The organism is Nesterenkonia pannonica (assembly GCF_019575955.1).
Classification (GTDB): domain Bacteria; phylum Actinomycetota; class Actinomycetes; order Actinomycetales; family Micrococcaceae; genus Nesterenkonia; species Nesterenkonia pannonica.
Genome location: NZ_CP080575.1, coordinates 271241 through 284148, shown reverse-complemented (window position 1 = coordinate 284148; position 12908 = coordinate 271241). Strand labels below are relative to the sequence as shown.

At 67.7% G+C, this 12908-nt stretch carries 16 protein-coding genes and 5 pseudogenes; 15 read left to right on the top strand and 6 right to left on the bottom strand.

Features of this window, described 5'->3' with window-relative positions:
* Positions 1 to 19 precede the first annotated feature (19 nt).
* The 6 genes and pseudogenes from K0H76_RS02150 to K0H76_RS02125 all read left to right on the top strand — a co-directional run bounded on the left by K0H76_RS02150 (position 20) and on the right by K0H76_RS02125 (position 3579).
* The gene (locus K0H76_RS02150; RefSeq protein ID WP_258934292.1) at positions 20 to 598 is read left to right on the top strand and encodes a hypothetical protein; all 579 of its coding nucleotides are present in this window, start codon (positions 20 to 22) and stop codon (positions 596 to 598) included.
* Between the two features lie 20 nt (positions 599 to 618).
* Positions 619 to 1350 carry a hypothetical protein gene (locus K0H76_RS02145; protein ID WP_258934291.1) on the top strand — a complete coding sequence of 244 codons (732 nt, stop codon included), beginning with the start codon at positions 619 to 621 and terminating at the stop codon, positions 1348 to 1350.
* Complete coding sequence (locus K0H76_RS02140; RefSeq protein ID WP_258934290.1) at positions 1302 to 1586, top strand: hypothetical protein; 285 nt, start codon at positions 1302 to 1304, stop codon at positions 1584 to 1586. Before K0H76_RS02145 ends, K0H76_RS02140 begins: the two co-directional genes overlap by 49 nt.
* Positions 1544 to 2011 (top strand): annotated as a pseudogene (locus K0H76_RS02135) (HAD family hydrolase); the annotation flags it as partial. The gene K0H76_RS02140 and the pseudogene K0H76_RS02135, both read left to right, overlap by 43 nt.
* Positions 2012 to 2106: 95 nt before the next feature.
* Complete coding sequence (locus K0H76_RS02130; protein ID WP_258935305.1) at positions 2107 to 2316, top strand: hypothetical protein; 210 nt, start codon at positions 2107 to 2109, stop codon at positions 2314 to 2316.
* Positions 2317 to 2454: 138 nt separating this feature from the next.
* Positions 2455 to 3579 carry a M20/M25/M40 family metallo-hydrolase gene (locus K0H76_RS02125; protein WP_258934289.1) on the top strand — a complete coding sequence of 375 codons (1125 nt, stop codon included), beginning with the start codon at positions 2455 to 2457 and terminating at the stop codon, positions 3577 to 3579.
* Here K0H76_RS02125 and K0H76_RS02120 read toward each other — a convergent pair.
* The 3 genes and pseudogenes from K0H76_RS02120 to K0H76_RS02110 form a co-directional block, all read right to left on the bottom strand.
* Positions 3545 to 4684 (bottom strand): annotated as a pseudogene (locus K0H76_RS02120) (acyl-CoA dehydrogenase family protein). The gene K0H76_RS02125 and the pseudogene K0H76_RS02120 sit on opposite strands and share 35 nt — an antisense overlap.
* Positions 4685 to 4694: 10 nt before the next feature.
* Entirely contained in the window at positions 4695 to 4844 is a 150-nt protein-coding gene (locus tag K0H76_RS02115; protein WP_258934288.1) for a hypothetical protein, read from the bottom strand.
* Positions 4834 to 5601, bottom strand: a complete 768-nt coding sequence (locus tag K0H76_RS02110) for a CoA ester lyase (RefSeq protein ID WP_258934287.1) — start codon at positions 5599 to 5601, stop codon at positions 4834 to 4836. Before K0H76_RS02110 ends, K0H76_RS02115 begins: the two co-directional genes overlap by 11 nt.
* 134 nt (positions 5602 to 5735) lie before the next feature.
* Between K0H76_RS02110 and K0H76_RS02105 the strand changes: the two genes are divergently transcribed.
* The 4 genes and pseudogenes from K0H76_RS02105 (at position 5736) to K0H76_RS02090 (ending at position 8050) form a co-directional block, all read left to right on the top strand.
* Complete coding sequence (locus K0H76_RS02105) at positions 5736 to 5924, top strand: hypothetical protein (protein WP_258934286.1); 189 nt, start codon at positions 5736 to 5738, stop codon at positions 5922 to 5924.
* 8 nt (positions 5925 to 5932) lie between these two features.
* Positions 5933 to 6514 (top strand): electron transfer flavoprotein subunit beta, encoded by a 582-nt coding sequence (locus tag K0H76_RS02100; RefSeq protein ID WP_258935304.1) that lies wholly within the window; start codon positions 5933 to 5935, stop codon positions 6512 to 6514.
* Between the two features lie 17 nt (positions 6515 to 6531).
* Positions 6532 to 7463, top strand: a pseudogene (locus tag K0H76_RS02095) (electron transfer flavoprotein subunit alpha/FixB family protein).
* Positions 7464 to 7783: 320 nt separating this feature from the next.
* Positions 7784 to 8050: a hypothetical protein gene (locus K0H76_RS02090; RefSeq protein ID WP_258934285.1), complete on the top strand. Its 267-nt coding sequence runs from the start codon at positions 7784 to 7786 to the stop codon at positions 8048 to 8050.
* 69 nt (positions 8051 to 8119) lie between these two features.
* Here K0H76_RS02090 and K0H76_RS02085 read toward each other — a convergent pair.
* Positions 8120 to 8544 (bottom strand): annotated as a pseudogene (locus tag K0H76_RS02085) (organic hydroperoxide resistance protein).
* A 361-nt stretch (positions 8545 to 8905) separates the two neighbouring features.
* Here K0H76_RS02085 and K0H76_RS02080 point away from each other — a divergent pair.
* From K0H76_RS02080 to K0H76_RS02060, 5 genes are all read left to right on the top strand, one after another.
* A complete protein-coding gene (locus K0H76_RS02080; protein ID WP_258934284.1) occupies positions 8906 to 9580 on the top strand; it encodes a hypothetical protein in 675 nt (224 codons plus the stop codon).
* 314 nt (positions 9581 to 9894) lie between these two features.
* Positions 9895 to 10023, top strand: a complete 129-nt coding sequence (locus tag K0H76_RS02075) for a hypothetical protein (RefSeq protein WP_258934283.1) — start codon at positions 9895 to 9897, stop codon at positions 10021 to 10023.
* 12 nt (positions 10024 to 10035) lie between these two features.
* Entirely contained in the window at positions 10036 to 10503 is a 468-nt protein-coding gene (locus K0H76_RS02070) for a hypothetical protein (protein WP_258934282.1), read from the top strand.
* Between the two features lie 51 nt (positions 10504 to 10554).
* Entirely contained in the window at positions 10555 to 10722 is a 168-nt protein-coding gene (locus K0H76_RS02065) for a hypothetical protein (protein ID WP_258934281.1), read from the top strand.
* A 79-nt stretch (positions 10723 to 10801) separates the two neighbouring features.
* Positions 10802 to 11041: a DJ-1/PfpI family protein gene (locus K0H76_RS02060; RefSeq protein WP_258934280.1), complete on the top strand. Its 240-nt coding sequence runs from the start codon at positions 10802 to 10804 to the stop codon at positions 11039 to 11041.
* Between the two features lie 122 nt (positions 11042 to 11163).
* Here K0H76_RS02060 and dnaB read toward each other — a convergent pair.
* Together dnaB and K0H76_RS02050 are read right to left on the bottom strand one after the other, a co-directional pair.
* Positions 11164 to 12476 (bottom strand): annotated as a pseudogene (gene dnaB / locus K0H76_RS02055) (replicative DNA helicase).
* A gap of 78 nt (positions 12477 to 12554) precedes the next feature.
* A complete protein-coding gene (locus K0H76_RS02050) occupies positions 12555 to 12764 on the bottom strand; it encodes a hypothetical protein (RefSeq protein WP_146340636.1) in 210 nt (69 codons plus the stop codon).
* Between the last annotated feature and the right edge of the window lie 144 nt (positions 12765 to 12908).

Here is a 12908-nt window from a genome sequence, read left to right as displayed (position 1 = left end):
CCACTACCCCGGCAACTACATGGCTGGGGTCTTCAACCGGCTGCAGACCGACATCATGGGCAGAACCGTCGAGACCGAGCACATGGTCAACATTCCGGACTGGACATTCCTGCAGGTCACCCCGGAGGTAAGCACGCCGCTGCTGCCCGGATCCCCGGAGCTGGTCGACTACTTCCAGGAGCTCGACATGCGTCGCGGCCTGCACACTCGCGTGGCGCGATACGAGGATCTGCACGGCCGGCGCACCAAGGTCACCATCCGGCAGTTCCAAGCCCTGGCCAACGTTCACCTGGGGTGCATGGAGGTCAAGCTCGAGGCCGAGAACTGGTCCGGCAACGTGGGGATCCGATCGATGGTCGACGGCCGCGTCGCCAACCGCAACGTCGCCGCAGATCGCGAGCTCGCTAAGCAATCACATCGAGCCGGTCGATTCGCGCGAGGTGGACGGCGAAACGGTGCTTCTGGAGACCGAGACCAATCAGTCGAAGGTTCAGATCGCGGTGGCCGCTCGCACCTCCGTCACCACACCCGGCAAGACCACGCCGATGCGCCTACCCGTCATGGAGGGGACCTGGTGGTAACCACGACATCTCGCTGAGCCTCGACGCGGGTGTTCCCGTGCGGATCGAGAAGATCGCCGCGGCGTCGAACTCCCACGACCACGCCATCAGCACGGTATGGCACAACGCGGTCAAGCGCGTGCAGCGGGCGCCGAGCTTCCGATCGCTGCTGAGCTATCAGGAGGAGCTGTGGGGCGCCCTGTGGCACCGCTTCGCCGTGTCCCTGGGCAATGAGGCCGAGGACGGGTGCACCAACGGCCGCCAGCAGCTGGCCCTGAATCTTCACATCTTCCACGTCCTGCAGACGGCCTACGGCGCGCGTCACGACCTCGACGCCTCTCTGGGCGCACGCGGGCTTCACGGTGAGGGCTACCGCGGCCATCTCTTCTGGGATGAGATGTTCATGTACCCCATGCTGACTCTTCGACGGCCGGAGCTCACGCGCGGGCTGCTGATGTACCGGTACCGCTTACTCGACGAAGCCCGCGCCATGGCAGCGGCCGAAGGGTACGAAGGCGCCATGTACCCCTGGCAGGCAGGCTCGGACGGCCGCGAGGAGACCCCACAGAGCTGTGGAACCCCGTTCCCAGCAGTGGATGCCCGACAACTCCCACCGGCAGCGGCACGTCTCCTGGCGATCGCCTACTCGGTCATCCGGTACTTCGAAGTCACCCAGGACTACACCTTCCTCTCCGACTACGGCGGGAGATGCTGGTGGAGGTCAGCCGGTTCTTCGTCTCGATGGCCCAGTACGACGCCGAGGCGGACCGGTACGACATCGACGGAGTGATGGGGCCCGACGAGTATCACGACGGCTACCCCGACACGCCCGGCTCGGGGCTGCGCAACAACGCGTACACCAACGTGCTGGCCTCGTGGGTTCTGCGGCACACAGCAGGGCTGGTCCGTGAGCTCGACGACCGCGACGACCCCTCTCCGAGTGGCTGGACATCTACGACGACGAGCTGGACCACTGGGACAAGGTGTCGCAGCGGCTTCGGATCCACTTCCACGACGGCGGGGTGATCAGCCAGTTCGACGGGTACGGAGACCTGCTCGAGTTCGACTGGGAGGGCTATCGCGCCAAGTACGGGAACATCGGCAGGCTGGACCTCATCCTGCAGGCCGAGGGTGACGCCACCAACCGGTACAAGCTCTCCAAGCAGGCCGATGTGCTCATGCTCTGCTACATCTTCTCGGCCCAGGAGCTCATCGACGCGCTCGAACACATGGGGTATGAGCTCACGATGGACGAATTCGGCCACACCGTCGAGTACTACCTGGCCCGCTCCTCGCACGGCTCCACACTGTCCCGGCTGGTGCACGGCTGGGTGGCGGCCAGGTTCGACCGCGGCGGCTCATGGAACCTCTTCAAGGAGGCTCTGGAGGCCGACATCTCAGACACCCAGGGGGCACGGTCCGCGAAGGCATCCACCTGGGGGCCATGGCTAAGCACCGTCGACATGGTCATCCGCTGCTACGGCGGGGTGGAGACCCGGTCGGACGCCCTCTGGCTGCACCCCTGCTGCCGGACGAGGTGCCGGAGATGTGCTTCCGTATCCGCTACCGGAACCAGCCCATCGTGGTGCGCATCGACCACGAGAAGGTCGTCCTCAATCTGTCCGAAGGTTCGGCGGAGCCGATCGACGTCAATGTCGAGGGCCAGCACAAGACGCTGCAGCCCGGGGAGACCTGGACAGTGCCGCTGCAGCACCAGGCTCGCGCCCATGAACGCCACAGCCTCTCCGCGGCCTGAGGGGCGCAGGCCTGCGCCCAGCCGTGTCGGCACGCCCCGTTAGGCTGGACGGCATGAATGACGCTGAGCCGACCGCTGTCCCCTGCGTCAGGCCGCCGACGCGCGGCTTGAGCAGATGCTCGCCGACATCCGCGGCTGGTGGAGGTCGAGAGCCCCTCGAGCGACTACGAGGCGGTGGCCCGCGGCGCCGCAGAGGTGGCGCAGCTGGCAGCGGAGCGGCTGGACCTGAAGACGGGCGGGGTCACCGCAGAGACCCTGACGGACGAGGGCGTCACCCACGTGCGCATCCGATTCGGCTCCTCCGACCCACGGGTGCTGCTGGTCAATCACCAGGACACCGTGTGGCCGATCGGCACGCTGGCGCGGAAGCCGTTCGCCCACGAAGACGGCGTCCTCCGCGGGCCCGGAGTGTTCGACATGCTCACCGGCGTGGTCATGTCCATCCACGCGGCCGCACTGCTCCAGGAGGTAGGCGAGGACCTCACCGGGCTGAGCATCGTGGTCACCGGCGACGAGGAGGTCGGCTCAGCCACCGGGCGCAGGCTCCTCCTCGATGAGGGGCGGAGCGCTCGCGCAGCATTTGTCATGGAGGGCGCCATCGGCGAGCGCGGCGACCTGAAGATCGCCCGCAAGGGGACCGCGGACTGGCAGGTGCATGTGCACGGCCGCGCAGCCCACGCAGGCCTGGACCCTGAGAAGGGGATCAACGCCGGCATCGCCCTGGGGCGGCTGCTGCCGCACATCGAGGCGCTGGGCGACCCCCAGGCCGGAACCACCGTGACTCCCACCATCATCTCCGCAGGCACCACGACCAACACGGTGCCAGACCTTGCCACCGTCGCGGTGGACGGCCGGGCGACGAGCGTGGCCGAGCAGGAGCGGACGGATCAGCAGATCCGTGCCCTCACCAGCCCTGTGGAGGGACCCGGGTGGAGGTCACCGGGGGCATCCGAAAGCCGCCGATGGAGCGCGCCGCGGGCGAGCAGCTCTTCAGGCAGGCGGAGAAGCTGGCCGGGGAGCTGGGCATCGACGTCCCTGCCGGCCGCGAGGTGGGGGCGCCTCCGACGGCAACTACACGGCTGCGGCGGGCATCCCGACCCTCGACGGGCTGGGAGCTGTGGGCGACGGCGCGCACGCCGAGCACGAGCATGCCCTCTCCGCCTACATCGCTCCGCGCACGGCTCTGCTGGCCGCGCTCATCCGCGCCAACCTCTGAGGCGGCTTCGGCTCAGCCGAGCAGGTCGTGGGCGATGGTCTCTTTGAGCACCTCGCTGGTGCCGCCGAAGATCGTCATCAGCCGCACCGCCAGGAACGCCTGAGCGACCGGGTATTCGAGGATGTAGCCGTAGCCGCCGTGCAGCTGCAGGCAGGTGTCCACCGCCTGCTTGGCGAACTCGGAGGCGTGCAGCTTCAGCTTCGCGGCGTCCGTCTGGCTCAGGCTGCCGTCGCTGTGCTTCTCCACTGCGGCGCCGACGAGGCGCTGCGCGGCCTCCAGCTGGGCGGAGGTCTCGGCGAGCTGGAACCGGGTGTTCTGGAACCCTGCGATCGGCTGGCCGAACGCCTCTCGCTCCTTCACGTAGGTCAGGGTCGCGTCGAGCACGGCGCTAAGCCACGACGACGGCGGCGGCTCCCAGGCCCAGCCGCCCCTCGGGGAGCACGGCTTTGGCGTACTCCAGTCCGCGGTCCTCCTCGCCGATGAGCCCGCTGGCCGGAATGTGAACGTCTGAGAAGAACAGCTCGGCGGTGTCGGAGGCCTTGAGCCCCATCTTGTCCAGCTGCTTAGCCCGACTGGTAGCCGGGATTGCCGCTCTTCTCCACCAGGAACAGTGAGTGGGACTCCCCGGTGCGGGCGAGCACCAGGGCGGCGTCGCCGCTGATTCCGTTGCCGATGAAGGTCTTCTGCCCGTTGAGCGTCCAGGAGCCGTCGGAGTTCTTCTCCGCCTTGGTGCGGATGCTGCGCAGGTCCGAGTAGGCCCCGGGCTCGGTGAAGGCGACGGAGGTGATGAGGCTGGCATCCATGAAGCGGGAAGCCAGGTCTCTTTCTGCTCATCAGTGCCGAACTGCAGCACGGCGGGCAGCACCCAGTGGTCGTGCAGGTGGAACGCCAGGCCCACGGCCAGGCAGTCGGCGCGGGCGAGCTCCTCGTCGATGATCATCCGGAACCTGAGGTCCGTCAGGCCCATGCCCCCGTGCTCCTCGGGGATCGCCAGGCCGAGCAGCCCGTTCTCCGCGGCTGCCTCCCACAGGGATCGCGGCATCATGTGCGCTGCGTCCCACTCCTTGTAGTGGGGGCGACTTCGCGGGTCACGAACTCACGGACAACCTCACGGAACTCCTCATGGAGCTCCCCATAGAACCCGGTGAACATACCCGGGAGTCTACCGCTCAGCCCTTCGATCCCCGGCTGCCTCATGTCTGCGGATGACGCGCTGAGCCTGGGCCACCACCGGAGCATCCACCATGTCGGAGCGGAACCGGAATGCGCCGCTGAGGCTCGGCTCAGCGGTGTGGGCCTGGTCAGGCGCCACAGCCGGCGTGGCGGGCGAACTCAGCGAGCAGCTCCTCGGCCCGCTCCAGCTGCGCGGGGGTGGGCGCATAGGCCTCGCGGACCGCTGCCGCCTGCTGCGGGTGGATGCAGGCCTTGCAAGCGAAGCCCGCAGCTGCCGCCTCGGCGGCCTCCTGCTGCATCCGTGCCGGGCTCTCCAGGGCGGTGAAGATGGTGTCGATCGCCGGGATCCCATAGGCGGCGGCCGTGAGCAGCAGCTGATGCCGGACGTGGCTGATGGCGGGCAGCAGCGCCCCGTCCTCATCCCGGGCCCCGGCTCCCCCGAGGCCTGCGGCGAGATCTTCGGTGCCCCACAGGATGCCGACCACAGCCGGGTGCTCCGCCAGCCGTGCGGCCTCAAGGACGCCCCGCGGGGTCTCGATCTGCGGAATCAGGCCTGTGCCGGGGAGGTGATGTGCGAGACGGTCGAGCTCGGCGGGATCTTCGACCTTGGGCACCACGGCCCACCGCAGGCCTGTGCCTGCCAGCGCGGCCACGTCGTGGTCCTGGTGACCGGATGCCTGCCCGTTGATGCGCACCAGGGTGGTCTCGGAGGCCAGCGGCTCAGGGCCCTCGAAGGCCGCGGCGAGATGCTGGCGGGCCTGGTCCTTGCTGCCCGGCAGCACTGCGTCCTCCAGGTCGAGGATGACCCCGTCGGATCGCGCTGCCGCCTTGGCGAAGCGCTCAGGGCGGTCTGCGGGGCAGAAGAGGAGTGCCGGACCGGGGAGGAGGACAGCCATAGGACCCACATTACGCTCGCCTGACCCAGCGGTGAGTATCGTGCGAAACTGGTGATCGATCCTGGCACGCCGCGGACACCTGGACTGAAAGGACCTCATGCCTAAGCACCGCTTCACATCATCACCCTGGTCAAATGGGTGCCCGACTCCCAGCTGCAGCGCCGCTTCACCGACGAGAACCGGCTGGACCGATCGGAGGAATCCTGGCGGAGCTGGATGAGTACCCGCTGGAGGCTGCGCTGCAGATCAAGGAGGCCCACCCGGACCGTGAGGTGCGTGTCTCGGCGGTGACGGTCGGCCCCGAGGGTCCTCGGCCGCCCTGAAGAAGGCCCTGCAGCTCGGAGCCGACGACGGCTTCCGGCTCACCGACGATGCTCTGAGGGGCGCTGACATCTGGGCCACCTCGGCGGCCGTCGCCGCGCTGGTGAGCACCGTGCGCGATCAGGCCGTGTTCGACGCCGACGAGGACCCCGAGCACCTGGTGCTCACCGGCATGGCCTCCGACGACGGTGAGGCCAGCGCGGTGCCGGCGCAGGTCGGCGAGCGCCTGGGCATCCCTGCCCTGACCCGCGCCCTTGACCTGGCGCTTCAGGCCGGGCACCTGGTGGTCACCCGGATCTCAGGGCAGACGAGCCAGAAGCTCGACCTCCCCCTGCCTGCGGTCGTCTCCGTCACCGACAAGGCCAACGATCCCCGCTATCCCAACTTCAAGGCGATCATGGCCGCGAAGAAGAAGCCGGTCACGGAGCTCAGCCTCCTCGATGTGGGGCTGACGCCGGTCGAGGCGCGCTCAAAGGTTGAGCTGGTCAGCATCCAGTCCCGGCCCGCCCGCGCTGTCGGAGAGGTCATCGCCGACGATGGTCAGGGCGGCCGACGAATCGTGGAGTATCTCGCAAAGGAGCGTCTTGTATGAGCCGAGGCACATCAGGGATCAGTCAGGTGCTGGTGCTTCTGGAGCGGATCGAGGGCACGCTCAGCGGCGCTCAGGCGGAGCTGCTGACTCTCGCGGAGCGCCTCGGCGACGTCTCGGTGGTGACCGGCGCGTCCGGGGAGGCCGCAGGCGACGCTCTGAGCATCCGGGGCGTGCGTGAGGTGTACGTGGGCGACGGTGAGATCACCCCGCCCGACGGCGCACTGGTGGATCTGCTCGAGACCGCGGTCAAGGAGTCGGAGGCATCGGTGGTGCTGGGAGTGGACGTTCCCGACGCGGTCGACGCGCTGGCTCGCCTCTCGGTCCGCCTGGATGCGGGCATCATCACCTCAGCGACCGGCATCGACGTCGACGGAACGGTGAGCAAGCCGGTGCTGGTAAGCGAGCACACCTGCGTCGCGCGGGCAGGCCAGGGGCCCCTCATCGCCACGGTGAAGCCGAACAGCGTCGAGGCGATCACTGAGAAGGGCGCGCGCCCTGAGCTGACCTCACTGCCGGTGAAGCCTTCGCCCGCCTTCGAGGTGCTGGAGACCGCACCTCTTCCCACCTCCGGGCGCCCTCCGCTGACGGAGGCGCGGGTGGTCATCGCGGTAAGCCGCGGCGTCGACGGCGACCTCTCATTGGTGGAGCAGCTCGCGGACGAGCTGGGCGCGGCGATAGGCGCCTCCCGAGCCGTCACGGATGCGGGGTGGATCGACCACTCGGCGCAGATCGGCCAGACCGGCGTCACGGTGTCCCCGCAGCTCTACATCTCCGTGGGCATCTCAGGCGCGATCCAGCAGAAGTCCGGCATGCAGACCTCCGATGTGATCGTCGCGATCAACAAGGACGAGGACGCTCCGGTCTTCGAGATCGCCGACTACGGTGTGGTGGGGACCTCAACGAGGTGCTTCCGCAGATGATCGAGGAGCTTCGTGCGCGAAAGGGCTAAAGTGCTGGGTGTACTCACCCCCGACTCCTCGGACGGAGCAGCGCGATGACCGAGACACCTGACGAGTAAGCCGCGGCGCGCAGACGGCCGTCCCGACTACGAGCAGACCGGATCCGCTCAGGGCACTACCCTCCGCCGCAGCCGCCGACTCCCCCGCACAGCCTGAGGCAGGCAGCTACCCCGCCTACCCGCAGCAGGCACCCCAGCAGGGATACGGCTACCCGGCAGCACCTCCGGGCTCATACCCGCAGGGCACCCCCGACTACGGGTACGGCTACCCGGCGGCGCCTCCGGGCAAGGGCAACGAGACGGCCGGGCTCGTGCTGGGCATCATCGGCCTGGTCAACGCGGTGGTCATCTCACCGTTCCTGTGGATCACAGGGCCCGTCTCCCTGATCCTCGGCGCCTTCGGCGTCTGGCAGAACAAGAAGGCCGCACGAGGCCACGCCAACGGCACTCCGGGCGTGGTGATGGGCTGGATCAATGTGGCGCTGGGCATCCTCTATGTGCTCGCCCTGGTGGCGTTCATCGTCCTGCTCGGATTCGCATTCTCAGCGGGCGGCGCCTTCGACGAAACCACCTTCTAGCCGCACAGGCTGCGACGCGCGAAGGGCCCGGGGACTTCTTCCCCGGGCCCTTCTGCGAATCAGCGCGAATCAGTCCTGCGAAACGGTGAGCTTCACGTCGATGTTGCCGCGGGTCGCCTTGGAGTAGGGGCAGAAGGCGTGTGCCTTCTCCGCAAGCTCCTCGCCGGAGGCCTGCTCGAGCTTCGGCAGGACCACCTCGATCTCCGCGGTGAGGCCGAAGCCGCCGTCGTCGTCGGCGCCGAGCCCCACTTTGACGCCGATGGATGCGTCGGTGGTGTCGTAGTCGTCGTAAGCGACCTTCTTCATGGCGCCGAGGAAGCAGGCGGCCCACCCGGTGGCGAACAGCTGCTCGGGGTTCACGCCGTCGCCGGATCCACCCAGCTCCTTGGGCGGAGCAAGGGTGAGATCAAGGAGCCGTCCTTGGTCTTCGCGTGGCCTTCGCGGCCGCCGCCGGTGGCAAGGGCTTCTGCGGTGTACTTCACGTCAACTGCCATGGTGTCCTCCTAGAAGGGTCAGCGGACTGTATGTCCGTCCCCTACAGCATCACACCGTGCCCAGATGTTCCAGAGCTTCGGGCAAATATCATGGCGACGTTCAGGTGCGGCTCATAGTGGCACAATTGCTCACGATGAATGACGCCCCACCGAGGTGGCTCGCTCCAGGCGAGCCTGCCTCCATAGCTCAGAACCTCCGCGCACGCTTCAGCGAAGAGTTCGGCACGGACCCCGAGGAATCTGGTTCGCACCCGGCCGAGCCAACCTCAATGGAGAGCACATCGACTTCCACGGAGGCCGCTGCCTGCCCCTTGCCCTGCCCCACGGCACCTACGCCGCGGCTCGCGCAAGGAACGACGGGGTGCTGCGGGTGCGCACCCTGGAAGCATCCTTGGACCAGGGCGTGCACGAGGTGACCATCTCAGCCGTCGGGCCTGCCGACGCCGAGGGCCAGGACCAGTACCCGGGGTGGACCCGCTACGTGAGCGGGGTGCTGTGGGCGCTGCAGCGCGCGGACGATGAGGACCTCCGGCCGGACCCGCAGTTCGGTGCAGACCTGCTGATCCGCTCGACCCTCCCCGTGGGCGGCGGCCTCTCCTCCTCCGCATCGCTGGAGTGCGCGGCAGCCCTCGCCTTCGTCGGCCTCGGCTCCGCTCTGGGCAGGGACAACCCCGGCACGATGCTCACCGACGCGCTCACCGACGCCCATCGCGCTGACGTCGCAGCCGCCTGCATGCGTGCCGAGGTGGAGGTCGTCGGCGCCGGCACGGGCGGGCTGGACCAGACCACGTCGCTGCGCGCGGCCGAAGGCATGCTGCTCTCGCTGGACTGCCGCGACTTCAGCCTCCAGCGAGTCGCCATCAGCTTCCTGCTGCGCGGCCACCGCCTCATCGCAGTCGACACTGACACCCCACGCACTCTCGGACGGGGAGTTCGGCTCCCGCCGGGCAGATTCCGAGGCCGCTGCTGCGGTGCTGGGCGTGGAGCGGCTGCGGGATGCGCTCAGCCACCGCGCCCGACGAGCCGAGGTGGATGACGTGCTCGCCCGCTTCGACGAGCTGACAGCCGGTCAGGACCAGATTCAGGGTAGGCCCGTGGACGGCTGCCGGCGTCGGCTCAAGCACGCCCTGTCAGAGATGGTCCGGTCGGAGAAGCTCAATCACCATTTCACCGGTGAGTGCCACGGAGTCACCCAGATGGCCGGTGAGCTGGGCGAGGTCATGACCATGCGCCACAGCAGTATGCGCAGCAACGCGCAGGTCAGCTTCCCCTGGCGGACAGTGTGGTCGAGGCCGCACTGGGGCGGGCGCCCAGGGTGCCCGGCTCATCGGCGGCGGCTTCGGCGGCAGCGTGCTGATCATGGCCCCGGAGGCCGCGGTGGACAAGATCACCCGAAGCGTCGGGCGGCTGAGCAGAGGCATCAGGTTCCTCGAGGTGACTCCCTCAGGGCCTGCGCGGGCCCTGTGGCCCGCCACGTAGTGTGGGGGCCAGATGAGCAGCAGGAAGCCTTCCTCCGCGAAGAAGAAGCCGAGCAGCGCCCGGCGGAAGCCGACCCGGTCCCCTCGCCCATCGACGGGATCGTCGGGAGCGCGCCGCCGCAGCCCTGAGTCGGCCGCGGCACGCCAGCGTCGCCTCGAGCAGCAGCAGCGCCAGGAACGGCGATGGACGTGGGCCCGGAGGCTCTGGGGCGCGGTCACCTCCCTGCTCATCGCGGCCCTGCTGTTCGAGTCGACGATGATCTTCACCCTGGGCATGGGGGTGTACATGCTGTCGGTCCCGGAGTTCATCGGCCTGTGGTTCGTCGTAAGCGGCTACGTCCTTGCCTGCTTGCCGTGGGCCTTCGGCCTGCTCATCGCCACCGGCCAGTTCTGGCGCAGCCTGACGCACGCATTGTGGATCGGTCTGATCTACGGCACCGTCGGCTTCCTGTTCCTGGACCAGATCCTCGCCGCCTTCTGAGCCGCCTGGCCTCCGCTCGCCAGCGATGCGAGTCCGTGAGAGTCTCAGGGCATGAAGCTCATCGGTGTGCTGCTCTTCGACGGCGTGGAGGAGCTCGACGCCGTCGGCCCCTGGGAGGTGCTGGCCTGGTGGACCCAGAACTTCCCTCAGGACGGCTATGAGGTCACGATGGTCTCCCCGACGGTCGCCCCGTCGCCGCGGCCAAGGGCATGCTTCTGACCCCGCACACCTCAAGAGCGGGCCTGCCCGAGCTGGAGGTGCTCCTGCATCCCGGGGCGTCGGCACACGGGCACTGGCAGTGGACCCGGAGCATCTGCGGTGGATGCGCGAGCTGCGTGCGTCCACCCCGCTGATGTCCAGCGTGTGCACCGGCAGCCTGGTGTATGCCGCGGCAGGCCTGCTCAAGGATCGGCCTGCCACCACGTATTGGGGCGCGCTGGACCACCTGACCGAGTACGACCCGACGATCACGGTGAAGCCGGAGAGTCGATGGGTGGACGACGGTGACACCATCACCAGCGCCGGAGTGAGCGCTTAAGCATCGATATGGCTCTTCACCTGGTGCGGCGGCTGGCAGGAGCCGAGCGGGCGCGCGAGGTGCGCCGCGGGATTCAGTACGACCCGCTCCCGCCGGTCTAGGCCCTGACCGGGACGTCGCCGTCAGAAGTCCCGGGCCATGTCCTGGAAGCGCGCGTAGTGGCCCTGGAAGGCGACGACGATGTCGCGGGTGGGCCCGTTTCGGTTCTTGGCCACGATGATGTCTGCCTCGCCCGCGCGTTCGGTCTCCTTGTCGTAGACCTCCGGCCGGTGAAGCAGCAGCACCATGTCCGCGTCCTGCTCGATCGAGCCCGATTCGCGCAGGTCTGAGACCTGGGGCTTCTTGTCGGGCCGCTGCTCCGAGCCTCGGTTCAGCTGAGAGAGCGCAATGATGGGCACGTCGATCTCTTTGGCCAGCAGCTTCAGCGTGCGGGAGAACTCGCTGACCTCCTGCTGACGGGACTCGACGCGCTTTCCGGAGGACAGCAGCTGCAGGTAGTCGAGGATCACAAACTTCAGGCCATTGCGCTGCTTGAGCCGACGGCATTTGGCGCGAATCTCCATCAGACTCATGTTCGGGCTGTCATCGATGAACAGCGGAACGTTGTCCAGCTTGTCCACCGCCTGGGAGATCTTCTCCCAGTCCTCGTCCTTCAGGTTTCCTTTGCGGAGGTCTCCGAAGAGCACCCGCGACTCCGCCGAGAGCAGACGGGTCGCAATCTCGGTGCGGCCCATCTCCAGGGAGAAGAACGCGGTGGGCATCTGGTTGTTGACTGACGCTGATCGGGCGAAGTCCAGCGCCAGCGTCGACTTGCCCATGGCCGGTCTCGCAGCCACCACGATCATCTGGCCCCCGTGGAAGCCGTGGGTCAGCTCATCGAGCTCGCGGAATCCGGTGGGAATGCCCGTCAAGGAGCCGTCATGGGCGGCGTTGGTCTCAATCTCATCGATCGTGGGCGCCAGGACCTCGGACAGTGAGACGTAGTCCGCGGACTGCCTGTTCTCGGCCACCGAGTAGATCTCGGCCTGCGCCTCATTGACGATGGCCTCCACCTCACCGTCGGCGGTGTGGCCCAGCTGAACGATCTTCGTGCTTAAGCCTCGACCAGGCGCCGGAGCATGGCCCGCTCGCGCACGATCTCCGCGTAGAAGCTCGCGTTCGCCGAGGTGGGGACAGTCTGCGCGATGTTGTGCAGATACGTGGGCCCGCCCACACGCTGCAGCTGCTGCTTCTTGGACAGCTCATCGTTGACGGTGACGACGTCCGCCAGCTCACCCCGACCATAGAGGTCGATGATCGCCTCATAGATCATCTCGTGGGCGGGGCGGTAGAAGTCGTGCCCGCGGAGGACCTCGACGACATCCGCGATGGCGTCCTTGTCCAGAAGCATTCCGCCGAGCACTGACTGCTCCGCGACGACGTCCTGCGGTGGAATCCGGGATTCTTGGCCCGCACCGGTTGAGGGTCGTAGGTGTCGATGCTCACCGCACCAGGGTACGGGAGTCTGGGCGGGTCAGAGCCCGCCGATGTAAGGAAGCATCAGCACCAGAACCATCAGGCCGATCCCGATGGCCAGCGTGATGCCTACAGCGCGATTCGATGCGGAGAAGCCGAGGTCGTCGTCGTCGGACTCTCTGCCGCTCCGCCCTTTGGATGTGTCGTGTCCACGTGACGGGCCGAGTGCGAAAATGAGCTCGCCCTTGTCGGACTCCTGGGACTTCATATCAGCCTCCGGTTGGATGAAGCATGCGTTGTCTCGTCGCTTTCTTCTCTCGTTCTGGCACCAAACTGTAAGGACCTACACTGTGAATGCCTGAGCATGAGGTAAAACTTCCCCGGATCCGCCACCGACCCTGGACGCTGCCCG

Excerpts from the sequence above, each read along its gene's own strand:
- K0H76_RS02065 (WP_258934281.1), top strand. The coding sequence starts at position 10,555 with ATGAAGCTCATCGGTGTGCTGCTCTTCGACGGCGTGGAGGAGCTCGAC.
- K0H76_RS02070 (WP_258934282.1), top strand. The coding sequence starts at position 10,036 with ATGAGCAGCAGGAAGCCTTCCTCCGCGAAGAAGAAGCCGAGCAGCGCC.
- K0H76_RS02140 (WP_258934290.1), top strand. The coding sequence starts at position 1,302 with ATGGCCCAGTACGACGCCGAGGCGGACCGGTACGACATCGACGGAGTG.
- K0H76_RS02150 (WP_258934292.1), top strand. The coding sequence starts at position 20 with ATGGCTGGGGTCTTCAACCGGCTGCAGACCGACATCATGGGCAGAACC.
- K0H76_RS02105 (WP_258934286.1), top strand. The coding sequence starts at position 5,736 with ATGGGTGCCCGACTCCCAGCTGCAGCGCCGCTTCACCGACGAGAACCG.
- K0H76_RS02110 (WP_258934287.1), bottom strand. The coding sequence starts at position 5,601 with ATGGCTGTCCTCCTCCCCGGTCCGGCACTCCTCTTCTGCCCCGCAGAC.
- K0H76_RS02050 (WP_146340636.1), bottom strand. The coding sequence starts at position 12,764 with ATGAAGTCCCAGGAGTCCGACAAGGGCGAGCTCATTTTCGCACTCGGC.
- K0H76_RS02130 (WP_258935305.1), top strand. The coding sequence starts at position 2,107 with ATGTGCTTCCGTATCCGCTACCGGAACCAGCCCATCGTGGTGCGCATC.